The 25122-nt window shown below is 57.2% G+C and carries 23 protein-coding genes and 1 riboswitch; of the genes, 7 read left to right on the top strand and 16 right to left on the bottom strand.

Translation table 11 applies throughout. The features are described 5' to 3' along the window. Positions 1-7 precede the first annotated feature (7 nt). The 10 genes from rpiB to MKY74_RS05775 all read right to left on the bottom strand — a co-directional run bounded on the left by rpiB (position 8) and on the right by MKY74_RS05775 (position 10588). Positions 8-463, bottom strand: a complete 456-nt coding sequence (rpiB, locus tag MKY74_RS05820; RefSeq protein WP_076174695.1) for a ribose 5-phosphate isomerase B — start codon at positions 461-463, stop codon at positions 8-10. A 147-nt stretch (positions 464-610) separates the two neighbouring features. Further along, positions 611-692, bottom strand: a riboswitch (ZMP/ZTP riboswitch). A gap of 109 nt (positions 693-801) precedes the next feature. Next, complete coding sequence (locus MKY74_RS05815; protein WP_076174699.1) at positions 802-1389, bottom strand: low molecular weight protein arginine phosphatase; 588 nt, start codon at positions 1387-1389, stop codon at positions 802-804. 39 nt (positions 1390-1428) lie between these two features. After that, positions 1429-1989 carry a manganese efflux pump MntP gene (locus tag MKY74_RS05810; protein ID WP_076174701.1) on the bottom strand — a complete coding sequence of 187 codons (561 nt, stop codon included), beginning with the start codon at positions 1987-1989 and terminating at the stop codon, positions 1429-1431. An 86-nt stretch (positions 1990-2075) separates the two neighbouring features. Next, positions 2076-3257 carry an L-threonylcarbamoyladenylate synthase gene (locus MKY74_RS05805; RefSeq protein WP_084204125.1) on the bottom strand — a complete coding sequence of 394 codons (1182 nt, stop codon included), beginning with the start codon at positions 3255-3257 and terminating at the stop codon, positions 2076-2078. A 97-nt stretch (positions 3258-3354) separates the two neighbouring features. After that, entirely contained in the window at positions 3355-4077 is a 723-nt protein-coding gene (spoIIR, locus tag MKY74_RS05800; protein ID WP_076174798.1) for a stage II sporulation protein R, read from the bottom strand. Positions 4078-4391: 314 nt separating this feature from the next. Then, a complete protein-coding gene (locus MKY74_RS05795) occupies positions 4392-5588 on the bottom strand; it encodes an FtsW/RodA/SpoVE family cell cycle protein (protein WP_076174703.1) in 1197 nt (398 codons plus the stop codon). An 83-nt stretch (positions 5589-5671) separates the two neighbouring features. Then, positions 5672-6910 carry an FtsW/RodA/SpoVE family cell cycle protein gene (locus tag MKY74_RS05790; RefSeq protein ID WP_076174705.1) on the bottom strand — a complete coding sequence of 413 codons (1239 nt, stop codon included), beginning with the start codon at positions 6908-6910 and terminating at the stop codon, positions 5672-5674. A gap of 71 nt (positions 6911-6981) precedes the next feature. Next, entirely contained in the window at positions 6982-8049 is a 1068-nt protein-coding gene (locus tag MKY74_RS05785) for a HemK/PrmC family methyltransferase (protein WP_244169411.1), read from the bottom strand. A 4-nt stretch (positions 8050-8053) separates the two neighbouring features. After that, positions 8054-9121 (bottom strand): peptide chain release factor 1, encoded by a 1068-nt coding sequence (gene prfA, locus MKY74_RS05780; protein WP_076174707.1) that lies wholly within the window; start codon positions 9119-9121, stop codon positions 8054-8056. 168 nt (positions 9122-9289) lie between these two features. Then, positions 9290-10588 (bottom strand): amino acid permease, encoded by a 1299-nt coding sequence (locus MKY74_RS05775; protein WP_076174709.1) that lies wholly within the window; start codon positions 10586-10588, stop codon positions 9290-9292. Positions 10589-10781: 193 nt separating this feature from the next. On the opposite strand from MKY74_RS05775, the gene MKY74_RS05770 reads away from it, so the two are divergent. The 5 genes from MKY74_RS05770 to MKY74_RS05750 all read left to right on the top strand — a co-directional run bounded on the left by MKY74_RS05770 (position 10782) and on the right by MKY74_RS05750 (position 14349). After that, positions 10782-11687 carry a LysR family transcriptional regulator gene (locus MKY74_RS05770; protein ID WP_076174711.1) on the top strand — a complete coding sequence of 302 codons (906 nt, stop codon included), beginning with the start codon at positions 10782-10784 and terminating at the stop codon, positions 11685-11687. 91 nt (positions 11688-11778) lie between these two features. Then, positions 11779-12312, top strand: coding sequence for an RNA polymerase sigma factor (locus MKY74_RS05765; protein ID WP_076174713.1), 534 nt, complete (start codon positions 11779-11781; stop codon positions 12310-12312). Further along, a complete protein-coding gene (locus MKY74_RS05760; protein WP_076174715.1) occupies positions 12309-12731 on the top strand; it encodes a zf-HC2 domain-containing protein in 423 nt (140 codons plus the stop codon). The genes MKY74_RS05765 and MKY74_RS05760 overlap by 4 nt, the downstream gene beginning before the upstream one ends. Next, positions 12728-13249, top strand: coding sequence for a hypothetical protein (locus MKY74_RS05755; protein ID WP_076174717.1), 522 nt, complete (start codon positions 12728-12730; stop codon positions 13247-13249). The genes MKY74_RS05760 and MKY74_RS05755 overlap by 4 nt, the downstream gene beginning before the upstream one ends. After that, positions 13246-14349: a DUF4097 family beta strand repeat-containing protein gene (locus MKY74_RS05750; RefSeq protein WP_076174719.1), complete on the top strand. Its 1104-nt coding sequence runs from the start codon at positions 13246-13248 to the stop codon at positions 14347-14349. Before MKY74_RS05755 ends, MKY74_RS05750 begins: the two co-directional genes overlap by 4 nt. 178 nt (positions 14350-14527) lie before the next feature. Here MKY74_RS05750 and ychF read toward each other — a convergent pair whose 3' ends face one another. The 5 genes from ychF to fni form a co-directional block, all read right to left on the bottom strand. Beyond that, a complete protein-coding gene (ychF, locus tag MKY74_RS05745) occupies positions 14528-15628 on the bottom strand; it encodes a redox-regulated ATPase YchF (RefSeq protein ID WP_076174721.1) in 1101 nt (366 codons plus the stop codon). Between the two features lie 327 nt (positions 15629-15955). After that, a complete protein-coding gene (locus tag MKY74_RS05740) occupies positions 15956-16783 on the bottom strand; it encodes an energy-coupling factor transporter transmembrane component T family protein (RefSeq protein WP_076174723.1) in 828 nt (275 codons plus the stop codon). Beyond that, complete coding sequence (locus MKY74_RS05735; protein ID WP_208629385.1) at positions 16776-18485, bottom strand: ABC transporter ATP-binding protein; 1710 nt, start codon at positions 18483-18485, stop codon at positions 16776-16778. The genes MKY74_RS05740 and MKY74_RS05735 overlap by 8 nt, the downstream gene beginning before the upstream one ends. 41 nt (positions 18486-18526) lie before the next feature. Then, on the bottom strand, positions 18527-19087 hold the full coding sequence (locus MKY74_RS05730; RefSeq protein ID WP_084204127.1) for an ECF-type riboflavin transporter substrate-binding protein: 561 nt from the start codon (positions 19085-19087) through the stop codon (positions 18527-18529). A 292-nt stretch (positions 19088-19379) separates the two neighbouring features. After that, positions 19380-20447: a type 2 isopentenyl-diphosphate Delta-isomerase gene (fni, locus tag MKY74_RS05725; RefSeq protein ID WP_084204128.1), complete on the bottom strand. Its 1068-nt coding sequence runs from the start codon at positions 20445-20447 to the stop codon at positions 19380-19382. Positions 20448-20884: 437 nt separating this feature from the next. On the opposite strand from fni, the gene MKY74_RS05720 reads away from it, so the two are divergent. Together MKY74_RS05720 and MKY74_RS05715 are read left to right on the top strand one after the other, a co-directional pair. Further along, positions 20885-22234, top strand: coding sequence for an Nramp family divalent metal transporter (locus MKY74_RS05720; protein ID WP_076174730.1), 1350 nt, complete (start codon positions 20885-20887; stop codon positions 22232-22234). Positions 22235-22427: 193 nt separating this feature from the next. Then, positions 22428-23957 carry a phospholipase D family protein gene (locus MKY74_RS05715; RefSeq protein WP_084204129.1) on the top strand — a complete coding sequence of 510 codons (1530 nt, stop codon included), beginning with the start codon at positions 22428-22430 and terminating at the stop codon, positions 23955-23957. 212 nt (positions 23958-24169) lie between these two features. Here MKY74_RS05715 and MKY74_RS05710 read toward each other — a convergent pair whose 3' ends face one another. Further along, on the bottom strand, positions 24170-24997 hold the full coding sequence (locus MKY74_RS05710; RefSeq protein WP_076174732.1) for an ABC transporter ATP-binding protein: 828 nt from the start codon (positions 24995-24997) through the stop codon (positions 24170-24172). Positions 24998-25122: the final 125 nt, after the last annotated feature.

Genomic DNA, 25122 nt, shown 5'->3' with positions numbered 1-25122 from the left:
AACCTCCCTAATTGTGCAGATACCGCTCTTCAATCGCTTTAATCTTGTTCACGCGCCCGACATGACGCTCGCCGCCGCTGAACTCCGTGCCCAGCCACGCCTTGACGATTTCCTGGGCCAGACCTGGACCGATGACGCGTTCGCCCATCGCCAGCACGTTGGAGTCGTTGTGCTCCCTTGTGGCAATCGCTGAGAACACATCGTGGACCAAGGCGCACCGGATGCCCGGAACCTTGTTCGCAGCAATGCTCATGCCAATGCCTGTTCCACAGATCAGGATTCCCCGGTCGGCCTCGCCTTTGGTAACCAGCTCGCACACAGGGAGAGCATAGTCGGGATAGTCCACGGAATCCGTGCATCCGCATCCCACATCCGCAACTTGATGCCCCATTCCTTCGATCACGGCAATGATGTCTTCTTTCAAACGTATACCCGCATGATCTGTTCCAACAGCAATTTTCATCTTTCGAAAAACCTCCTAAAATTTCGCGCAATACAGAGAAACGAATCTAGCGCTCCCCGGTATTCCCGTGACTTCTTGTACCATTATAACTCATTTGCAGCCACTAGACGAAAAAAAGAGCAGTCCGCGGATCATTCCGCAGAATTGCTCTTTTGCCCAGGCGACCGGCCGTATATTCCGGTGCTCCATCGTGGTTGGATCCACATTGTCGCCAGTTACACCGGAACCGATGTTTTTCACCTTCATCATAAAGCATGACGCGATGAAAATCAATCTGCAAATTTACTCCATTTTTTCAGGCATAGGCTCCCGCCCAAGTGCCAATTTAAGCTTGTTTCTTAAAATGTACGGAACGCCTCCAGCTTATCCAGCAGCCGCTCGATGGCGGCGCGGATTTCTGCGGCGGTTACATCGTAATCGTCGCGGGACCCGCCGAACGGGTCCGAAATATCAAAGCTCGGGATCCGCTGCTGGATCTCGATCAGCCGCTCCCGTTCCTCATCCTCCAGCTGCTGCCCGAGCGCCCGCTTCATTTCCCAGGTGGCGTACAGGCTGTCGAGCTCCTGCAGGTCCTTGATCACGTTCTCGTCATCTTCGGTGTATTCCTTCAGGGTATAAATTTTATCAGCCGCGAGCGGAAAGCTCCGGATCACATGCTGCTTATGCCCCTGGGTCAGTGTCAAAATCAAATCCGCCCAATCCACCGTGTCGGCCCTGAGCGGCTTGGCGGTCAAATGCTCATCGATCTCGTGGTCCCGCAGCACCGCTTCCGCATGACGCGAGATCGGTGTCCCTTCAAGGGCGGCCACACCGGCCGAACGGACTTCGAGCGGAACGCTGCGCTCCTTGGCCAGCTTGCGAAGCAGAGCTTCGGCCATCGGGCTGCGGCACGTGTTACCCGTACAGACAAACAAAATATGCTTCACGTCTCTAGCACCTCCCGAAGTGTCTTTGCCGATATTGTATCAGAAGATAAAGGCGAGGCCAAATGCCAGCAGAATCGCGCCGCCAAGGGCCTCCCCGTATTCGCCGAGATTCCGGCTTACCCTCCTGCCGAGCAGGAGTCCAAGCACGGCCATCGCGCCCCCGCAGATCCCGAAAGCCAGCACGGTCAGAATCCGGTTGCTCTCAAACATCCCCAGGGATACGCCTACCGAAAAGGAGTCAATGCTGACGCTGAGCGAAAACAGCAGCATCCCCAGCAAAGAGCGGTGATCCACCATTCGCGTTTCGCTTGTTTTGAAGGAATTCAGGACCATGTGTCCACCCAGCAGCACAAGCAGCCCGCCGGCAACCAGGGCGGCAACTTGTCCAAGCAGCGAACTGACGTAATATCCCATAAACATTCCCAGCAGCGGCATCAACACATGGAAAAGGCCGATCAGCAGGCTGATCTTGAGAATATGCAGCAGCCGGATTCCTTTCATGCCGATTCCTACGCCCAGAGAGAATGCATCCAGTCCTAATGCGACGGCCATTATCATGATTGTCATCAGCTGCCCTAAACCGGCAGAAGTCTCCAACATCCCTATTCCCCCATGTCCGTTAGGTTCTTGTACAACCATATGCGGACAAGAGGTAAATGATGTCTCTTAAAAGGTGCGGCGAGCGGTCACAAGCGCACAACCCGCTGGCCGGCGGCCTTGCGGAGACGGTTCATGATGGCGGCGCCCAGCCCCTCTTCCGGGCAGGCTTCCGACAAAATAAACGTCACGCCTTCTTCATCCATGCGGCGAAGAGCGGCGTACAGCCGGTGGGCGGCCGCTTCCAGTCCGGCAAGACTGCCAAGGGACTGCACGCAATCCGCGGCATAGCGGCCGATGTGCTCCTCGAATGCCATCACGCCGGTTCTCTCCCCGCGTCCCGCCGCTGCCTTCAGCTGCTCATTGATCCAGCCGGAGACCTGCTCCGGCGTGCCGCCCTGCACAATGGTGAGCGCCCCCTTGGGAGCGTAGTGCGTATATTTCATGCCGGGCGATTTCGGTGCGACGATCTCCTCTTCATCCGGAGAGCGTTCGATTCCCGGATCGGTCGTCACCGTCACCCCGGAGGCGGTGGCAAGCTGCTCGCTAGTAATGCCGCCGGGCCGGAGAACGGTGACGCTGCCGTCTTCCTGGACCTGCACGACGGTGGATTCAAGGCCGACCCCGGTCGGCCCTCCGTCCAGAATACCGTCGATCAGCCCGCTCAAATCTTCCTCGACATGGCCCGCGAGCGTCGGGCTCGGCCGTCCCGAGCGGTTGGCGCTCGGCGCCGCCACCGGACAGCCGGATTCACCGATCAGCCTCAGTGCGATCGGATGGTCCGGCATCCGGATGCCGACTGTCGCCAGCCCCGCCGTTACGCGCGGGGACAGCACGCCCGGCCGAAGCGGCAGCACCAGCGTCAGCGGGCCGGGCCAAAAAGCCGCCATTAGCCGCCGCGCCGTATCGCTGACCTCCGTCACGAGCCCGTCCAATTGGCTTGCATCCGCAATGTGGACGATGAGCGGATTGTCGGACGGACGGCCCTTGGCCTTGAAAATCGCCTCGACAGCCTCCGTATTCCGGGCATCCGCCCCAAGGCCGTAGACGGTTTCGGTCGGAAAAGCAACGGTACCGCCATCCCGAAGAATGGCGGCTGCCCGGCCGATCGACTGCTCTGCATGGGACACCACTTCCCTCTCCGCTTCTGCGGCAGCGGTGCTGCGTCCCATCAATACGGTCACATCCCATACCGATGTGGCATGGCTCTTATTTGCATCATGGGTGAAAGGAGCGTTTCCTCCATCCTGCCCTTGGTTCAAACCTTTCATCGCTGTTCATTCCTGTCATCGAAATTGGTATGTTTTATTATAGCACATCTGCAAAATCCCCATGACGCATGCCCCTGGACAGGATGGCTGTTAGTTCCTAAGCGAACAGCCCCGTCAGCCAGGACCACAGCCCGGAGAGCATGTCTACCAGGAAGAAGCGAACTTCCGGCTGGGAAGCATCGGCAGCTGCTTTCCCGGAAGCCTGAGCGGCTGCACTATCTGCCACCTTGGCCGACGCAGTAGTCACGTCACCCTTAGCGTCACCCTTGGCATCCGCAGGTTGAGCCTTGGCATCGGCAGGCTGAGCCGCCGCATCTCCGCTGGCCGCATCGATAAAGCAGAGCGGAGGGAACAGCACGCACCACCAATTTTGACCGTTGCCTGCCCCCAATGTGATCCGTAGTGCTTCATAGTTCCCGGCGGGATAGACTGTACCGCCGTACAGTTTGGTCGGAAACGGCACGATGCCCAGCTCAACATGGTAATCGTAATGAATGCCTCTCTTCTCCAGCTCACGGCCCACCAGATCGTTCAGTTCCGGCAAATGCTCCCGGATCGTCGTTCTCGCCTGATCCAGGCTTTGCGGGTCCTCAAGCTCCTGTACCCAGCCGTTCATTTCCGCTACTACGGCATCGCGAATCTCGCGTTTGACCAGCTGGTCGTCCGGATTATCGGAATTGGCCAGGATGCGCAGGCGGATGGACTCCTGCGGAATCGGCCCGCCTGCTACAGCCGCGTCGGTCTTTTGACTCTCCCACATCATGGCGATCATAAACAAAATACAAAAAATAATGGCGGTATCCTTCACCAAGTCGCGCAGCCAATCTTGCCCTCTATATTTCCCCTGCTTCATCGTCTTTTCCATTTTCCCCGGGCCCCTCTCTATCAGAACAAATCTATGATAGTTCTCAGTATGTCCGGGAATGCTAGAGTCTAAACCTAGCAATCTATATATAGATTGAAATTAAAGAAATCCAACTTTGGCACGGATATTCCCCTTGGAAACAAGGAATGAAAAGAAAACTCGAATTCATCTGATCTAGTATTTTCTACGAGCTTCTTACCCGCAAAAAAGACCGCCTTCCCAAGCCCGAGGACTTGTCGAAAACGGTCATTTCTTGTAAATCATCAGCTTCACATGCCGGCTTTCGCCTGTCCGCCTTGAGCAGCAGTCCCCTTAGCGGGGGTCAGCATCTCGTCGTCCACTTCCTCCCCATGAACGCGCACGCTCATGACGATACCGATGCTCGCCATATTGATCAGCAGCGAGGTTCCGCCGTAACTGATAAACGGCAGCGTAATCCCGGTCAGCGGCATCAAGCCGATAAAGGCGCCGATATTTTCGAAGATCTGGTAGAGCATCATTGCGATAATGCCCACGATCAGAATCGGCCCTGCCCGGTCCCGGCACTCGAGACAGATCAGAATCATCCGGTGGATCAGGATAAAATAGAGCAGCAGTACGACCGATGAACCGACGAAGCCGAATTCTTCGGCGATTTCCACGAAAATGGAGTCCGAATAAGTATACGGCACGCGCCCGGATTGAACCGAGGACCCTTTCATATACCCTTCACCCATCATGCCGCCGGATGCGATCGCCAGCTTGGCGTTTTTCGTATGATAGGACGCCTTGGCCGTCGCCTTATCCGGCACCAGCCATGGGTCGAGACGTTCCGTCCAGTGCTCCCGCCCGATGTCCTTCATAAATTTCTCAATGTTGTCGTGAAAATGAATGTAAGAAAAAATGCTTCCGACGGCGACGGCCCCCAACACCACCAGCGCAATCAGCGCATGCCAAAACTTGATGTTACCGATCCATAGCAGTCCGAGCAAAATCAGAACGTAGCTGAGCGCGTTCCCGAGGTCATTCTGAATCATAACGAGCGCAAACGGCACGAACGTCAGCAGTCCGATCGGGACCACGTCATGCCAGAACGAGAGCCTCGATTTATTTTTGCGCATAATGATATATGTCAGAAAAATAATCAGGATGAGCTTGAACAGCTCCGCAGGCTGCAAACTAAAGCTTCCCATCTTGATCCAGCCCTGGGCGCCGTTGACGTCGGTCCCGATGAAGTTAACCGCAACGAGCAGGGCCAACCCGAACAAATACAGATAAAGCGCATATTTGACAAGCAGCTTGTAATCGACGATAACCAGCCCAAAAAATGCGATGAAGGCAAGCACGTAAAACTCGATCATTTTAATATGGGAACCGGCAAACTTCGTCCCCTGTGTGACACTGTAAATGGACATGATGCTGATGCCCATGAAAATCAAAAGAATAAAAACGACGACATAATCCACTTTTTTCAGCTTTTGAAGCATGGCTATCCTCCTGTGCGGAGCCTTCCGCTCCTCGTTGCCCCTGATGCGTACCTGTCTATTGTAATAGAACAGCCATGCCATATTCAATTCCTGTTAAATCCATCCCGGATGAGGCGCAGAATTTTGCCCGTCCCTGTGGCTGGAGCCGGTTCGTTCTGCAGCGGGAGCAGCTCCTCTTCCTCCTGCCCGTGAATCCGGACGCTCATCACCACCCCGATGCTGACCATGTTGATCACCAGTGATGTGCCGCCATAACTGATAAAAGGCAGCGTAATGCCGGTCAGCGGCATCAGACCGATAAAGGCGCCGATGTTGACAAAAATCTGGTAAATGAACATCGTGATAATGCCTGTAATCAGGTATGGCCCCGCCCGGTCGCGGCAGTCCGCGGCAATCAGAATCATGCGGTGGATCAGAATAAAATACAGCAGCAGCAGCGCCGACGAGCCGATAAATCCGTACTCCTCGGCAATCTGGACGAAGATCGAGTCGGCAAAAGCCAGCGGAACCCGGCCGTCGGACTGGATCGTCGTCCCCTGCATGTAGCCCTTGCCGTCCAGGCCGCCAGATCCGATCGCCAGCTTGGCGTTGTAGGTCTGCCAGCTGTCGTCACGGGAAGCTTTGTCCGGAACGAGCCAGGGGTCAAAACGCGCGATCCAATGCTCGCGGCCAATGGACTTGAACAGCTTCGCCGCCTCGTCATGATAATGAATGTACGCCTGAATTCCGCCGAAGATGGCGGCAAAGGCCACGGCGAACCCGATCAGCGCATGAACATACCGGATACCGCCGATCCACAGGAGCCCTACCAGAATAAGGAGATAGCAAAGCGCGTTCCCCAAGTCGTTTTGCGCCATCACCAGCATAAGCGGAACAAAGGTGAGGAGCCCCATCGGCACGACATCCCGCCAAAAGTACAGGCCGCGGGACCGGTCTCGATTTTTCCTCAGCAGCAGGCTGGACAGAAAAATGACAAGGAACAGCTTGAACAGCTCGGCCGGCTGCAGGCTGAGTCCCCCGGGAAGGGTGAGCCAGCCGCGGGCACCGTAGTATTCGTTACCGGCAAACAGGACGAATAAGAGCAGCATCAGGCCGAAGATATACACGTACAGTGCATATTTGATCAGCAGCTTATAATTGACGAGCGAAGTCGCCAGAAACCCTGCAAAACCGATGACGTAATAGACGGCCATCCGCACCGAATAATGATCGGTTTTGGGCCGCCCGGCGGTGACGCTGTATATGGAAGTCAGACTGAATGCCATCAGGCAGAGCAGCACGAGCATGACGGCGAAATCCAATTGTTTCAGTTTGCGCAGCATATCCTTTCCTCCAGGGAAAACATAGGTAGTTCCATTGTAGAGGAAATTGGGTCAAAAAGAAAATTATGGCATCACCGGCGGACACCGAGAACGTGGCGGTCAATGCCGGCGAGGTCCGGGATGATTATAATTTCATCCCAATGGCCCGCCTGGCGGAGCAGGTCTGCGACCTCGCCCGCCTGGCCGATGCCCAGCTCGAATCCGATGAGCCGGGGCGGCTCCTGCAGCAGCGGCAGCTGCTGCATCATGATGCGGTAAGGCGCGAGCCCGTCCGCTCCGCCGTCCAGCGCCGTGCGCGGCTCATGGTCGCGCACCTCGGGCTGCAGGCCGGGAATATCGGCCGCAGGAATGTACGGCGGGTTTGACACCAGGATGTCGACCCGCCGCCCCGCAAACGGCTCCAGCAGGTTGCCTTCTTCGAAGGCGACCTGGGCGCCGTTGGCTTCGGCGTTGCGCGCGGCGACCCGCAGCGCGTCCGCCGAGATGTCGCTGGCGTAGACCTGCCAGCGCGGGGCGTGCAGCGCCAGCGTGACCGCGATGGCGCCGCTGCCGGTGCCGATGTCGGCCGCGACCAGCGGGCGCAGGCCGTCCGCGGTGCCGGCAGCGCCGCCGGGCGCAGCGGCTGCGCGGCCCTGTGCCGCCGGACGAGCCGCTTCGCGGTCCGGCTGCTCCGCGTCAGCCGGCCCCGGAACGCGGCCGGCTCCTTGCCCTTGCGGCGGCTCCTGCTCCGCCGCAGACGCCGCTCGCCCTGCCGGTGCCGCCCCCTGCGGCCACAGCTGCGCGGCCTGCTGCAGCACGGCCTCGACGAGCAGCTCCGTCTCGGGCCGCGGGATGAGCACAGCGGGCGTCACCTGAAAGGGGATGCCGTAGAACTCCTGCTCCCCGATAATGTATTGGGCCGGTTCGCCCGCCGCCTTGCGGGAGATGACTTCCTCCCAGGCCTGCTGACGCTCGTCCGGGAATGGATCGGGCAGCGCCATGTAATAGGACGCGCCGGACAGGCCCAGCACATGCTCAAGCAGCAGCTGGGCGTTCCGCTGCGGCTCCATCACTTCATGCGCCGCTAAAAAAGAGGAAGCCTCCGCAAAGGCTTCCCGTATACTCTGCTTTGTCGTCATCACAAATGTGCTTTCCTTCAAAGCCTTATTCCCCTTTATCCATCATTTCCGCCTGCTCCGCAATGTTCAGGGCCGAAATGATCTCTTCGATTTCGCCGTTCATCACCGAATCGAGCTTGTGCAGCGTCAATCCGATGCGGTGGTCGGTCACCCGGCTCTGCGGGAAGTTGTACGTGCGAATCCGCTCACTGCGGTCGCCTGTACCCACTTTGCTCTTCCGCTCACCGGCATACTTCGCTTCTTCTTCCTGCCGCATCATATCAAAGATCCGGGCACGAAGCACCTGAAGCGCCTTTTCCTTGTTCGAGTTCTGCGACTTGCCGTCCTGACAGGTGGCCACGATTCCGGTTGGAATATGGGTCACGCGAACGGCGGATTTCGTGGTGTTGACGGATTGTCCGCCCGCACCGCTGGAGCAGAACGTATCGACGCGGATATCCTTGTCATGGATTTCAATGTCGATCTCTTCAACTTCCGGCATGACCGCCACTGTGGAAGTGGAGGTATGGATCCGTCCGCCGGACTCCGTCGTCGGGATGCGCTGCACACGATGCGCGCCGCTTTCGTATTTCATTTTGCTGTAGGCGCCGCGTCCGTTGATCATGAAGATGACTTCCTTGAAGCCGCCCAGATCGTTCGTATTGGCGTCCATCAGCTCTACGCGCCAGCCTTGGGTATCCGCATAACGCGTGTACATCCGGTACAGGTCGGAAGCGAACAAAGCCGCTTCGTCGCCGCCCGCCGCGCCGCGGATCTCCACGATGACGTTCTTGTCGTCGTTCGGGTCCTTCGGCAGGAGCAGAATGCGGATGCGTTCCTCCAGCTCGGTACGGCGCTGGGTCAGCTCCTCGATTTCCATCTTGACCATTTCACGCATTTCGTCGTCCAGCTTCTCAGCCTGAAGCGCTTTGGCGGATTCGAGTTCTTCCATGACGGATTTATATTCGGTATAAGCCTCATATGCAGGCTGCAAATCGGATTGTTCTTTGGAATATTCCCGCAGTCGCTTACTGTCGTTCGCAACGTCAGGATCGCAAAGCAGTTCACTAAGCTTCTCATAACGGTCCGCCAAGGATTGCAATCGGTCCAACACTGGGATTCACCTCTCCTATTAAAAAAATACACTAGGTATATATATGCTCTGATCGTTATCGCTGCTCTCTATCAAAATAGAGGGTAGACGACTTTTTATTATATCACGGTGCGCGCATATTTACCATAGCCGACATGGGTGAACAGGATAGCCGAAAGCCTGTTTATGTTAAGCTTGCGCTTTGTTTTTCCGACCTATACTTACCAAAAAATATATGCCGCAAATGACCAGCGGATACAAGATCGCCCACCCGACGAACGGAAACACCGCCGCCGTGAGGATAAAGGACAGCCAGCTGACCGTCCGTCCCCACCGCTGGCCTTTCAGCAGCCGGATCCCGGCTGCGCAGCCGCCCAGATACGTCAAAATAAACGTGGCATTGGGGAGCGTAATCAGCGTGGTCAGTGACACCGCGCCGGTTCCGTACAGAACGAGCACGAGCACGAAACAGCCCGCCAGGAAGCCCAGTCCCCCGACAGGCGTCTGGAATCGGGACGACATCTTCCCCATCCAGGCCGGCGCCTTTCCTTCCCGGGCGAGCGCGTAAGCCAGCCTCGACGAAGCGCCGGTATACGAGATGACCGTGGCTGTGCAAATAAACATCCCCGTCAAGCCCGCAATGACGGCCCCTGCCGGACCGAGCAGCTTTTCAATAACCAGCAGCAGCGATACATCCGAGCCGCTCCCCCCATAGCTGTGCGTTCCCACCGTGGCCAAGGCCGTCAGAAAATACAGCACGCCGACGATAATGGCCGCAACCGTCACGCCCTGCACCGCCGCCCGTTTCGGGTCCACGAACTCCTCGGACAAATGCGATACCGCCTCCCAGCCGATAAAGCACCAGAACAGAATGGCCGCACTCTGGCCGACGCTGATCCACCCTTCCGGCATAAAAGGCGTGAAATGCCTTGCTTCCATATGGGGAAAAGAACCGGATATCGCCAGGATGAGCACCAGCACGATCGCCGATACGACGATGATTTGCACGCTGCCGGCCAGCTTCATGCCAAAGACGTTAATGAACAGGGACACAGCCAGCATCAGCGCGGCGATGACGATTCTGGTGCCGTCACCCAGTCCAAAGGCAGCCGTCATATACCCTGCTCCCGTCAACGCTGCCACCGGTGCGCCTTTCGGCACCGACATGAGGAAAAACCAGCCGACCAGCGTCCCGGCTTTGGTGCCGTATGCTCTGGATACAAACGAGGACACACCCCCGGCATCGGGGTAACGCGCCGACAGCAGCCCCATCACAAGGGCCATCGGCAGGACGAGCAGCGTCATGAGCCCCCAGGACAGGAGCGAGGCCGGACCCGCGATATGCGCGGCGAGCCCCGGCACAATCAGGATGCCGGATCCGAGCACCGAACCGATATATAAAGCGATGGCTTGAGGCAGCCGAATGGAAGAGGTTAAGTGTGATGCTGTAGAAGTCTTTTCGAATGAGGTTTTTTCTAATGAAGCCATAGATTTGATCATCCTATCTGCTGTTAATGGTGTAACCGGCAGGGATTACCGGTCATTCTAGGGTTGTGCAGTGCTCACAGCTTAACAGATAATAGATGAATAGGTAAAACAGATTATTTTGATCGTTTCCATCGGGAGAACCGATAGTTGATGATTGCTACGAATTCATATTTCGCATCATGGAGGATCATTGATGGACTTAAAACACTTACACACCTTCCGAACCGTTGCGGATACGCATGGCTTTACCAAAGCCGCCGAAATCCTGTCCTACGCCCAATCGAGCGTCACAGCGCAAATTCAGGCGCTGGAGGAGGAAGTCGGCTCGAAGCTGTTTGACCGTCTGGGGAAAAAGGTACAGCTTACATCCGCAGGTGAGCGCCTGCTGCCCTATGCCATCCAGCTCCTGGAGCTGCACGACCGGGCGCTGGCCGAAATGTCCGCTGGCGGAAGCCTGCCATCCGGTACGCTGAACATCGGCGCACCCGAGTCTCTTGCGGCGTTCCGGCTCCCGGACATTATTAAGGAATACACGGAGCTGTATCCGGACGTGAAGATCATTCTCCGGCCGGCCGGCTGCAAGGAGCTCAAGAAATTGGCCCTGTCCGGCGATATGGACCTGGTATTTGTGCTGGAGCCGGAAGCCGATGACCCGCACTTGCAGTCGGAGACGCTCATCCATGAACCGATGGCGCTCATTGCGCCGCCGGCTCATCCCCTGACCCTGCTGCCGCAGGTCGATACTCTGGACTTGAAAGACGTCTCTTTTATCCATACCGAATCGGACTGCAGCTACCGCCTGCTGCTCGAACAGCATTTAAACAGCCACGCGATCTACAGCAGCAGCGACCTGGAGTTCTGGAGCATCGAGACGATCAAGCACTGCGTCATGTCCGGTCTTGGCATCTCCCTGCTGCCCGCCATTGCGGTCAAGGACGAGCTGTCCTCCGGCCGGCTCATCCGGCTCCCTTGGGACGACAGCCCCTGCCAAGTGGCCACGCAAATGCTGTACCACCCCGGAAAGTGGCTGTCTCCGGCCCTTGGGGAGTTCATCCGCCTGTCCCGGGAACACGCCGCCAGATGGCGCCAAAACGGCTGAATACATTTTTTTTTAAAACTTTGCAGGGATGCCTCGACATGCGGCGTCTAACTTAACGTATCGGGAGGAGGGGAGAAGACTGGAAGAAGAGTTGCAGTGGATCCGGGCGGTCAAAGCCGGCCATCCGGAAGCCTATAAATTTCTGGTGCAGCGGTACCAGAGCATGGTATACCACGTATGCCTGAAAATGACCGCCGACAGCGTCTCGGCGAAAGATTTGTCGCAGGACATTTTCCTTAAGGCATATTCGGCCCTGCCTGCTTTTCGGGAAGAATCCTCCTTCTCCACCTGGCTGTATCAAATCGCCGTCCGGAAGTGCCTGGACTGGAAAAGGGCCCACCAAAGGGAACAGGCGCAAAGGACGATGGGAGAGGTTAACGAAAACGATTGGGTAACCGCCGAGACACCCGAGAAGATCGTCCTCTCCGAAGAGACGAACAGCCGGATCCGTCAAATCGTCGATGAGCTGCAGGAGCCGTATAAGTCGGCCGTGCAGATGTATTATTTTGAACAATGCTCCTATCAGGAGATTGCCAAGAGGCGGGGCATTACCGCCAAAACCGTTGAGTCCCAATTATACCGTGCCAGACAAATGATGCGTCAGAAAGGAGAGGAGCTCAGGTGAAATGCGAACTCATTCAATACCAGATGGCCGCTTACGCCGCCCATGAACTGCCGCCCGAAACCTCCCTCTTGATCGAAAAGCATTTGAACCATTGTCCGGAATGCCAGGCTTGGTATCAGGAAATTACGGAGATGTCCCAAATTTGGGAGGATCCCGGTCCGGTCATGGATATGCCGGATATCGTTGCCGGCGTGATGGAGGAAGTCCGTCAAATGCCGCCGCTGGCGGTAAGATCGCTGCCAAGAAGCCGGCCCCGCGAGTCGCAGAAATCCAAGCTTGCCCATTTTGGCCTTGCGGCCTGCCTGACCTTTTGCTTATTCCAATTCGGGATTTTCGAGCATCTGGGGAACGGGCTGACGGAGGCCACGCAGCATTTATCCACTCGAATGGAGCACATATTTAAGGAGGGTAACCCATGATTAGAAAAAGTAGATGGCTCACGTTTATGTTGTCCATGATTCCCGGCCTCGGCCATTTATATTTAGGATTCGCCAAACAGGGACTGCAGTACATGATCGGCGCCTGCGTCTGCATCATCCTCATCCCGTCGATTCCGATGCTGTTTCCGTTCGCACTGGCGATTTTGTGGTTCTACCAGCTGTTTGACGCCCTGCAGAAGGCGAGCTGGATGAAAGCCGCGGCCATGGAGCATGAGCGGATGATGATGGGCCAGGACACCTTCGGCTATCCTTGGACCGAGCGTGACTGGATTCAAATGAACGGATATCAGAAAGAATCGGCGGTCCATCCGTTTTGGATCGGGGCGACCTGCATCGGCATGGGCATTCTTGTGCTCCTCGTCGGCGTCTTCCCCGGCCTGTGGGAATGGCTGCTGAACCGCAATATTACGAGCGTGCTGCTGGCCGTCGGCCTGATCGTTTACGGCATGTGGCTGCTTGGCAAAAGACCAAACCATAAGGGAAGTGAGCATCTGTGACCGCACCGCTTGAGACGCGCCCGCCGGTCCGAAAGATCGGCAAGTGGACCACCGCCATCGGATTGATCGGCCTTGGGGTCATCATCATTCTTCAAATGAATCAGTTCATCAGCTTTGAAGTTCTGAAATACGTATGGCCCACCCTGCTCATCCTGCTCGGCATTGAAGTTGTCATTTCCAATGTCGTGCATGCCAACCAGCGGGTTCGTCTGGGCGGCGGAAGCGTCACGATCCTGATTCTGCTTCTGATTGTCAGTGGAGCCCAGGCGATTTACCCCGACTGGACGTTCCTCTTTAACAAGGGTTACCTCAGCGCCGTGCAGGGATCGGTTCCGGCGCAGGGAGAGATCAAGCGGGTAGAAGTTTTCCTCAACAGCGGCAAGGTCAACGTAACGGAAGCTCAAGGCTCGAATATTGCCTATGAGGGAAAAGTCCGCGTGCGCACCGAATCCTCCCAGGCTAATGCCGACAAATGGACGAACCAGCACTGGAAGTCGGAAACGTCGGGAGACACGCTGACCCTGACACTGGATAAACACCAGCCGGATATCGTCCTGATCGGCGGCTGGTCGATGCCTGAAGATTACTTTAACCTCCAGGTTCCGGAGTCAGTCGAAGTGGAAGTGCATACGAAAAATTCCACCATCGACGCTTCCGGGCTTCATGCCGGACTGACGGCCGTGACGTCGAACGGCACTCTTAACGTAAAGGATATCCAGGGCAAGGTGTCGGCCAAGACCAGCAACGGCCGGATCGTAGCAACGAACATCAACGGCCCTTCCGAGCTGGTGACCAACAACGGTACGGTGACGGCCAACCAGCTTGGCGGCCCGGTCTACATCCGGACCAGCAACGGCGCCGTTCGGGGCGATAGCGGCATCGCTGGCAATTGGGACGTGAAAACCTCAAACGGCAGCATTAACTTGACCATTCCCGAGGACGCCAGCGCCAAGCTGACCGCCAAGACGTCCAACTCCTCCATCAAGGGCAACATCGGCTGGGTGGATGAGAGCGACTCCCGTGCCACGGCCACCTTGGGAGACGGACAGTATACCGTGGGGCTGGCCACGTCCAACGGCAGCATTACCGTGAATCATTAAGGGGCTGTGATCGTCGCAGGCTTCAAGCGATAATCGGCCTTTCGCGCTGGGTAGGACGGGGATAACCGACCACTCAGCCCTACCAAAAAACCGCCATTCCAAGGGTTACCCGGGGAATGGCGGTTTTACGTTGACTATCTGCTTACTCGAAATCCTAATGGCCGCATCCATTACACGCTTACACGTTGAAACGGAAATGCATTACGTCGCCGTCCGCAACGACATAATCTTTGCCCTCCAGGCGAAGCTGGCCGCGTTCCTTCGCGGCGTTCATGGTACCGGCGGCGACCAGGTCGTCGTAGGAGACCACTTCGGCACGAATAAAGCCGCGCTCAAAATCGGTGTGGATAACGCCGGCTGCCTGCGGCGCCTTCGTTCCTTTGCGGATCGTCCACGCGCGTACTTCCTGCACGCCTGCCGTAAAGTACGTGTACAGGCCGAGCAGGCGGTAAGCCGCCTTGATCAGACGGTTCAGGCCGGACTCTTCGAGACCGAGCTCTTCCAGGAACATTTCCTTGTCTTCCCCTTCCAGCTCGGCGATTTCCGCCTCGACCTTGGCGCTGATCGGAACGACTTCGGCGTTCTCGCCTGCCGCAAAGTCCTTGACCTGCTGCACGTACGGATTGCTGTCCGCATCAGCCACGCCGTCCTCGCTGACATTGGCCGCGTACAGAACCGGTTTCAGGGTCAGCAGGTGCAGATCGCGCACGATCACTTTCTCTTCGTCCGACAGCTCCACGCTGCGGGCCGGCTGATCATTGTACAGCGCTTCTTTCAGTCGCTCCAGCACTTCAACTTCCTGGGCGTACTGCTTGTTGCCGCCCTTCATGTTTTTGCGCGAACGGTCGATGCGCTTCTCCACGCTCTCCAGGTCGGCCAGGATCAGCTCCAGGTTGATGGTCTGAATGTCGCTGACCGGGTTGACCTTGCCGTCCACGTGTGTGATGTTCTCGTCCTCGAAGCAGCGAACCACGTGCACGATCGCATCCACCTCGCGGATATGGGCGAGGAACTTGTTGCCGAGACCTTCCCCTTTGCTCGCGCCGCGGACCAAACCTGCGATATCGACGAACTCAAAAGCGGTCGGTACGGTTTTGTTCGGCTGAACCAGCTCGGTCAGCTTATCCAGACGCTCGTCCGGAACTTCGACAACCCCGACGTTTGGATCAATCGTACAGAACGGATAGTTGGCGGATTCGGCGCCCGCCTGGGTTATTGCGTTAAACAACGTGGATTTGCCGACGTTCGGCAGTCCAACGATCCCTGCTTTCAAAGCCATTTATATGACAACTCCTATTTAGGTAATAGTTAAACAGACGTCTCTCAATCCTACCCATTATATATTAGAACCCCCGGAGCGGCAAGGATTGGACTTTACGATCGGATGCCCGGCTTAAGCCTTCATTTCGCCCTGCTGCTGGGGTGATCTGAACCGGGAGAGTAAAGTGCGTAATGATAAAGATGCAGCGATCGTGTGAAAAACGAAAAGGCGGCAAAATGAATGAAAGCTGTGAAAACCAATGCCTCAGACGCAGGCAATCAAGCTTTCGACGAAAAAGGACCCGGATTCTCCGGGCCCCTTACCAGAACATTTGCCAGACAATCCCTAAAAAGGATACCAAAACCCTTTCAGCACCTGCACCTTCAGCCAAATGCTCACAGCCAGCAGCAGCACGCCAATCACGGCCAGCGTCCAATCCAGCCCTTCCATCTCCTTGCCGCTGTACCAGGTGCGCCTCTTCTGCGTGCCAAAGCCCCGCAGCTCCATGGCGTTGGTCACCGAATCGATCCGGTGCAGCGCGGACTGCAGCACAGGAACGACGACCGCCGACAGGTTGCGCAGGCGCTGCGCGATGCTGCCGTCCTCTTTCGTAATCCCCATGCCGCGCGCCTGCATTGAGTTCAGCGTGCTGCGGAATTCTTCCGTCAGGTCTGGAATATAGCGGAGGGCAATACTGACGGCGTAGGCGATTTTATAAGGGACGCCGATCCGGTTCAAACTTCCGGCAAATGCGCTCGGCTGCGTAGTAAAAATGCACAGGATCGTAATCGGCAGCAGTGTCAAATATTTGGCCGACAGCGTCAGCACATAAAACAGCGTCTCCGCATTGATCGTATTATAGCCGAGCGGAATCAGCGGCGTATCCGTCCCCGTCAGCCGAGTGCCGAAAGTCGGCGTGATGAGCAGAATAAAGATGCCGTTCAGTACCGTGAAAATAATCATCAGCCAAAACAAAAACGCCATCTTTTTAAAAGGAATCCCTGCCGTTACCAGCAGCGCAATCCCGACAACCAGCATCAGCACAAACACCCGCAGGTCCAGAAACATGTACGTCATGACCGTCCAGGCCATAAACAGCACCAGCTTGACCGCTCCGTCCAGCCGGTGAAACAGCGAGTTCCCCGTGACATAGAGGCTGCCCGTTCTATTCATGGCCCTTCTTCTCCTTCTTCTCTGCGTTGATAAAAGCCTGCACAAACCGCTCCGGCGAAGCCAGGCCGTTGGCTTTGGCAAAAAGGGACAGCGACGTCTCCTTCAAATGGGCCGGCTCCGTCACCTCCGGACGGCTGAGCACCGAGGCGACCGTGTCGGCGGCGACCACCTCGCCCCCGCTGAGCACCACGGCGCGCTGCGCATACTCCAAGGCCAGATACATGTCGTGCGTAATGAGCAGGAAGGCGATGCCTTGTCCGGCCAATTGCTCGATAAAATCCATAAACTCCTGGTAATGCCGATAATCCTGGCCGGCCGTGGGCTCATCCAAAATCATCAGCTTCGGCGCCAGCACGAGAATCGCGGCGATGCTGAGCCGCTTCTTCTGGCCGTAGCTGAGCGCGGAAACAGGCCAGTTGCGAAAAGGATACAGCCCGCAGGTCTGCAGAACACCGGCGACCCGCTCCTTAATTTCAGTGGCAGGCACGCCGCGAACCCTCAGGCCGAGGCCAACCTCGTCCGCGATCATATGCTGCGTGATCATCCGGTTCGGGTTCTGCATCACATAGCCGATCGCTTCACCCCGGCGGCGGATCGACCATGCGGCCATATCCTGGCCGGTATAAGACATCGAGCCGGACTGCGGCTTCAGAATGCCCGTAATCAGCTGGGACAGTGTCGATTTGCCCGCCCCGTTGTTCCCCAGGAGCGCAACGATTTCTCCGGCACCGACTTGAAGCGACACATCCTTAAGAACCGGCTGCCCGGGCTCATACCCGAATGTCAGCCCGCGTACGTCCAGCAGCGGTTCTGCAGGCTGTGACGGCGCTTGTGCGGCTGCTTGTTCGCTCCATCCATCCAACCGTTCACCAAGGCCGGGAATGCCCAGCGGCTGCGGCCGGCTGAGGCCTTGAACACCGTCCAGGGATACGCCGGCATACCGCAGCGCATCAACATACAGCGGCGGTCGCAAGCCGCAGCCGCGCAGCAGGCCGGACGCCAGAATCTCGTCCGGCGTACCGACCGCCTCGATGCCTCCGTCCTTCATCAGGACAATCCGGTCGATCGGCTGCTGCAGCACATCCTCCACCCGGTGCTCGATGATGATCACCGTTTTGCCGCCCTGCCGATGGATATCGTCGATGAGCTGCATCGCTTTGCGCCCGCCCGCCGGATCGAGGTTGGCCAGCGGCTCGTCGAACAGCAGCACCTCCGCATCCGTTGACAGCACACCGGCCAGGGACACGCTCTGCTTCTGCCCGCCCGACAGCTCGTAAGGGCTGTGGTCGATATAATCCAGCATGCCGACCCGCTCCAGGGCAGCGGCGGTTTCCCGATTCATTTGCTCGCGGGGCATCGCTTTATTTTCCATGACAAACGCCACGTCCTCGGCCACGGTTAAGCCCACGAACTGGGAGTCCTGGTCCTGCAAAATCGTCCCCACCGTGCGGCTCAGCTCGAAAATGCTCAATTCGGCAGGATTCCGTCCGGCAATACTCAGACTGCCGCGGATGTCCCCGCCGTAGGTAAAAGGAATAAGCCCATTGATACAATGGGCCAAGGTCGATTTGCCGGAGCCGCTGGGACCGGCGATCCAGACATTTTCTCCGGGATAAATGTCCAGCGTAATGTCCTTCAGCGTGGGCTCCGACTGATTTTTATATTTAAAGCTGTATTGTTGAAACGAGATGATCGGCTGCATCATGACGTAAATCTCCTATCCTGTGGCGCTCTGCCAAGCACCTACTCGTTGACGCTTAAATTGCTGACTTTGGCGTTTCTGCGGGCAAATCCGATCACAGCCGGAACCCCGAGCACCAAAAAGACGACGATATTCGAAATCGAAGCGGCCGTAACCTGCACCAGCAGCTTATCCGACGGCTCGCCCATAAACGTGATGTCAAACCATCCCGAGAAGAGCAGTGACAGAATGATGCCGACGACGCCGTATACGATGAACAGGCCGATATGCTTTCCTTTGTATGTACCGTTCTGCGGGTCAAACCCTTTGGATAAGTAAATGAGTCCCATAAATGCGGCCGTAATGCCGGAACCGAGCGCCCAGCCCCACCATACCGTACCGCTGGTGAGCAGGTCGTTCAGCACGTGGCCGATCAGGCCTGCGATAAACCCGACCACCGGGCCGAACAGGGCGCCGAAAATCGCCAGCAGCGCAATCGCCGGACGCAGCGAGGTATCGGGTCCCACGGGAATTCCAATAAAGCTGGTGGCTCCATAGAGGGCCGCACCGATGCCTATCGTCACCACGGTTCTTGTGTTTAACTGAAAAATGGATTTCTTCAAAGCAGAGTCACCTTCCCCTTTACATCAATTCAACAACCTTCATGTCCTAAAGGCGAACATTTCGCGTTATTTGTACTCTTAATATAAGGGCAGGCAGAAACGAAGGCAAAACTTTTTTTGGTAAATATTATATAAAATTTTTGGATCGATGACCCAACGAAATGCGGCAACACCCATAATCGCAGCAAAAAAGGCCCTATTTCCGATGAGGAAAATGGGCCTTTGGTTGATTGTTTGCTTTTTGGCACCATACAGCTGCCTGCGGCCTGGGGGCTGCGGTCCGCCGCCCGGGTCAGGTCCGGGTCCGCAACAGCCGGCGCGTACCCTTCAGCGCGGCGACGTCCGCCGCGCCAATGCCGAACATCGCGGTGCGCAGCTCGAACTCGACCTGCGCCAGCGCCTCGTCCAGCGCCTGCTCGGACGAGACGGCCGGGCCGAGCAGGCTGCGGCCAAAGCCCGCGAGATCGGCGCCGAGCGCCAGCGCCTTGGCGGCGTCCACGCCGCCCTGCAGCCCGCCGCTGCCGATCAGCCCTCCGTGCGGGGATACCGCCCGCACCTCGGCAATGCACTCCGCGGTCGGGATGCCCCAGCCCGCGAACGCCTCCGCCGCCCGGCGCCTAACCGCGTCCCGGCTGCGGAACTTCTCGACCTGGCTCCACGAAGTCCCGCCGGCGCCGGCCACATCGACGAAAGCCGCGCCGGCGTCGTACAGCCGCGCCGCCGTATCCCCGTCGATGCCCCAGCCGACCTCCTTGACGCCGACCGGCACGTCCAGCCGGCGGCACACCTCTCCGATCCGGGTCAGCAGCCCGCTGAAATTCGTGTTCCCCTCCGGCTGGAATACCTCCTGCAGACCGTTCAGGTGCAGCACGAGCATGTCCGCTCCGGCGATATCGACGGCCCTTTGGCACTGCTCCACGCCGAAGCCGTAGTTCAGCTGGACCGCGCCCAGGTTCGCGATCACCGGGATCGTTGGCGCATGCGCGCGCACATGGAAGGTCGGCGCAAGCTCCTCCTTCTCCACCGCCGCGCGGACCGAGCCGACCCCGAGCGCCCAGCCGCGCCGCTCGGCGACGGCAGCCAGGCGGGCGTTGATCGCCCCGGTCGCTTCGCTTCCGCCCGTCATGGAGCTGATCAGGAACGGCGTCCGGAGCGTCCGCCCAAGGAAGGAGGCTTCGAGGGAAATTTCCTCGAAGCCGATCTCCGGCAGCGCACAGTGGCGAAAGCGGTACTGCTCCAGGCCGGAGGTTACGCCACTGCCTACATCTTCGTTCAAGCACAGGCGCACGTGCTCGATTTTTCTTTCCCCTGTAGGTATTTCGGGCAGCAAAGACCCGCTTTCCGCTTCGTTTCCGTTCATCTGATGCGCCCCTTTCATGGATATGCTGCAAACTTTAATTAACTTCGTGACCCGCTCGTCACCTCACGATTCTCTAAAGAGATTATTATACCACAGAACCTCTGGTAAATTCGCCAACTTGCCTCAACCGAGCCGACATGTACATCCCGGATAACGCATCCGGCTGACCAAAGTTCACAAGGCCGCGACCTTCCCCTTCCGCGACCCGGTTCACACATCGCGGTGTAATGCTGGCTGCTCACATAGGCACACGTTACAGCAGCGAGCCATCAATGCTTTGCAGGTTGTTCGGCCGAAGCGTTGGCTTAGGAGCCCACAAAGTTTCCTTGGGGAAAATTTTTGAAGTACATGCAACCGCCCAGGTGCTTTCCAATAGGATGTGATAGCCGTTTAGACTCAATTTGAATCGAAAGATTGTTGTGAAAGGAGTGCTGCCCATGAACGCAAGTGAGGAGAGCCGACTGGCGGCCGCCGGAAGCGGCTGGCGCAAAGGAGGCGGTCCGCCCAGCCTGCCTGAGGTCCATAAATCGATGAAGGTTCCCTTGAAGGGCAGCTTCTTCCGCAAAATGCTCGCCTTCGCGGGTCCCGGATACCTCGTCGCCGTCGGATACATGGATCCCGGCAACTGGGCCTCCGATTTGGCCGGCGGAGCCATGTTCAACTACTCGCTGCTGTCGGTCATCATGATTTCGAACCTGATGGCGATCCTGCTTCAGTCCCTGTCCGCCCGCCTTGGCATTGCTACGGGAAGGGACTTGGCCCAGGCCTGCCGCGATCATTACAGTAAGCCCGTCAGCATCGGGCTCTGGATATTATGCGAGCTGGCGATTGCGGCCTGCGATCTGGCCGAAATCATCGGCTCAGCCATCGCACTGCAGCTGCTGTTCGGCCTGCCGCTGCTGGCAGGCGTCCTCATCACGTCCGTGGACGTCCTTCTGGTGCTGCTGCTGCAAAATAAAGGATTCCGGCATATCGAAATTTTGGTCATTTCGTTTATCGCTGTGATCATCATGTGCTTCGGGGTCGAATTGTTCCTGTCCAAGCCGGAGATGGGCGCGGTCATGGCCGGATTCGTTCCGACGGCAGACATCGTGCAGAACCCGGAAATGCTGTACATCGCCCTGGCCATGCTCGGCGCGACTGTCATGCCCCACAACCTGTACCTGCACTCCTCGATCGTGCAGACCCGGCGGTACGATGAGTCCATTGCCGGCAAGAAATCGGCCATCCGTTTCGCTACCGCGGATTCCACCGTGGCGCTCACCATCGCCCTGTTCGTCAATGCGGCCATTCTGATCCTTGCGGCGTCTGCCTTTTATTCAACGGGGCATACTGAAGTAGCAGAGATTCAAGACGCCTACCAGCTGCTTACTCCGCTGCTCGGCACCGGTGCGGCCAGCGTTCTGTTCGCCGTCGCGCTGCTCGCTTCCGGCCAAAACTCGACGCTAACGGGAACGCTCGCCGGCCAGATCGTTATGGAAGGCTTTATGAACATCCGCCTGAAGCCATGGATCCGGCGGCTAATCACGCGCCTGATCGCTATCGTTCCCGCCGTGATCGTGATCGGAATTTACGGGGAAGGCTCCACCGGCCAGCTGCTGATTTTCAGCCAGGTCATCCTTTCGCTGCAGCTGTCCTTTGCCGTGTTCCCGCTGGTCAAATTCACTTCCGATCCCGTTAAGATGGGACCTTTTATCGCCCCGCGCTGGGTGCGGATACTGGCCTGGATCGTAGCAGCCGTCATCGCAGCGCTGAACATCTATTTGCTGTATGGCACGTTTTTCTAGGCTACCTAGGGTCACCATGCCCTTTTCCCATATGATGACAACGTTCCGCTGCTTCAAACAGGCCCTTTCGACGTTAATAGTTGGTTAGACCGCTGTACCAAGCAAGGCAGGGTTCCAAACCGTGGGGCACTCCCTCAGAGAACCCTGCCGTTTAACCCCGATGCAGTGGACAAGCAAAGGAGGCGATGACTCGATGACCCACCATATCCCATCCCAGCACGCACCTGAACCGTACCATTCGCGTTCGGCCAGCTGGCAGCCGCAGGGGAAAAGCCGTAAACGCCGGGTTCGGCGCTGGATTCTGGCTGCAGCCTGCTTGCTCATCCTTTGGCTCGCCGGGGTCATCGTTTATCAGACACACAAGCCGCTTCCTCCCGGCATATCTTACGAGAGCCCACTCTACCATGTCGATCAAGTCCGCTTCTATCGCGACTTGACTTACCCTGATAACCAAGGGCAGGTCATCCATGAGCCCCAGATTACGAATCGGATCATGCAGATTGTCGATGAATCCAGGGAGTTTCTTGTCATTGATCTGTTCCTGTTTAACGATTACAAGCATAAAGGGCAGAAGTTTCCGACCGTCAGCAAGGACTTGGCGGACAAGCTCATCGCGCATAAAAAGCAGTATCCCAAGATGCAAATCGTCTTTATTACGGACCAGATCAATACGAATTACGGCTCCGCCCCGAACTCCCTGCTCGAAGCGATGAAGGCAGCGGGCATCCAGGTCGTCGTGACCGATGTGGATCCGCTGCGGGATTCGAACCCGATCTACTCCGCCGTGTGGCGGACGTTTATCCAGTGGTTCGGCCAGTCGGGCAAAGGATGGATACCGAACCTGATGGCCAACGAGGGGCCCAAGGTCACTGCAAGGTCGTATTTAAAAATGCTGAACGTCAAGGCCAACCACCGCAAGGTTGTGGTCAGCGAGAAGACCGCCCTGGTCTCTTCCGGCAACGTGCATGATGCCAGCGCTTACCACTCCAATATTGCCTTTGAGGTGCAAGGCCCGATTATCGGCGATATCCTGAAAGGCGAGCAGGCGGCGGCCCGGCTGTCCGGAGACTACCAACTCCCGGTTTATACCCCAGCCTCCGAGGACGCTAAGAAATCATCCGAAGGGAAAATAGCCGTCCGCTATCTGACCGAAGGCAAAATCGACAAATATACACTGCTGGAGATCAACCGGGCGCCGCAAGGGTCCACCCTGTGGATGGGCATGTTCTATCTGGCCGATGAAAAGGTGATGAGCGCCCTGCTGGATGCCGCCGACCGCGGAGTCAACATCCGGCTGCTGCTTGACCCCAATCAGAACGCGTTCGGCCAGGACAAGATCGGTATCCCGAACCGTCCCGTCGCTAAGGAGCTCACTAAACGTTCCGATGGCCGTATCGCCATCCGCTGGTACAACACGACCGAGGAGCAGTATCATACGAAGCTGATGTACATCTCCAACCCTTCAGGCAGCTCCGTGATCATGGGCGGCTCGACCAATCTCACGCCGCGAAACCTGGACAATTACAATCTGGAGAACGACCTCTGGATATCCGTTCCGCGCGGCGATGCGCTGGACCGGCAGATGGCCGGCTATTTTGACCGGCTCTGGAACAACCGGGACGGGCATTACAGTCTGGACCTGAGCGCGTATCAGGAAAAGTCCACCTGGTTCAAGGACTTTCTGTTCCGCGTGCAGAAGCTGCTAGGATTTACGACCTTCTGATGCGTTACCAAGCACCGGTGCTTTCACAGGCGTCCTCCCATTCTCCTGGTTTTGACCTGGACCTGATCAGCACAGTCATTTCATCCGGATAGACGGCTGTTATGATCACACAACGCAAAAAAGGCGCCTTCTGTTATGCAGAAGCGCCTTCTGTTATATGTTCCATCTCGTTATTACAATTCAAGTGAATTCCCGCTCAAAGAATGCATTCACTAAGCTTCGCAGACCGCCGACAGCTTGCACCGGTCTCCGCACAAGCGGCCTTTGCCGTGCGGCACGCACATCGGCGTTCCGAAGATCGGATCCTCCGCAATCATGCAGTCCATGCAGAACACTTCCTTGACCATCTGCGGCGTCAGCACGTCTTCCGGTGCACCGGCACAATAGACGCCCTGGTTCTTCACGGCAATCATATGATCGGCGTAACGGCAGGCCAGGTTCAGGTCATGAAGCACCATCACGATCGTCCGTCCCTGCTCACGGTTCAGCTCATACAGCAGATCCAGCACCTCGATCTGATGGCTCAAATCCAGGTACGTCGTCGGCTCGTCGAGCAGAATCAGGTCGGTGTTTTGCGCCAGCGTCATGGCGATCCAGGCCCGCTGCCGCTGTCCTCCGGACAGGGAGTCAACCGCGCGGTCAGCCAAATCGGTGAGGCGCGTCATTTCCAGCGCTTCGTTCACCAGACGCTCATCCTCCGCACTCCACTGCTTCAGCCACGATTGATGCGGATAACGCCCCTGCTTCACCAGCTGAAGCACGGTCAGTCCTTCCGGAGCCGTCGGTCCCTGCGGCAGAATTGCCATATTCCGGGCAACTTCCTTGGTCGACGTCCGGTGGATTTCCTTGCCGTCGAGCAGAACCGATCCGCTCTTCGGACGCAAAAGACGCGCCATGGAACGAAGCAGCGTGGATTTGCCGCAGCCGTTGCTGCCGATCAGAACCGTAACTTTGCCTTCGGGAATGTCCAAATGCAGGTCTTTAATAATATCGGTATCGCCGTACCCCAGCGTCAATGCTTCCGTTTGCAAAAGCGTCATCTTTCCCGTAACCCCCAATTCTGCCCATCATATGATTTAAACCAATCTAATAACGTCCGTCCACAATAATGAGAATCATTATCACAAATATAATCGGCGGCCGCGTGAATGTCAACCACTCACGG

Source organism: Paenibacillus sp. FSL R5-0378 (assembly GCF_038009285.1).
GTDB classification, from domain to species: domain Bacteria; phylum Bacillota; class Bacilli; order Paenibacillales; family Paenibacillaceae; genus Paenibacillus_AQ; species Paenibacillus_AQ favisporus.
This window is presented reverse-complemented; position numbering and strand designations above follow the sequence as displayed.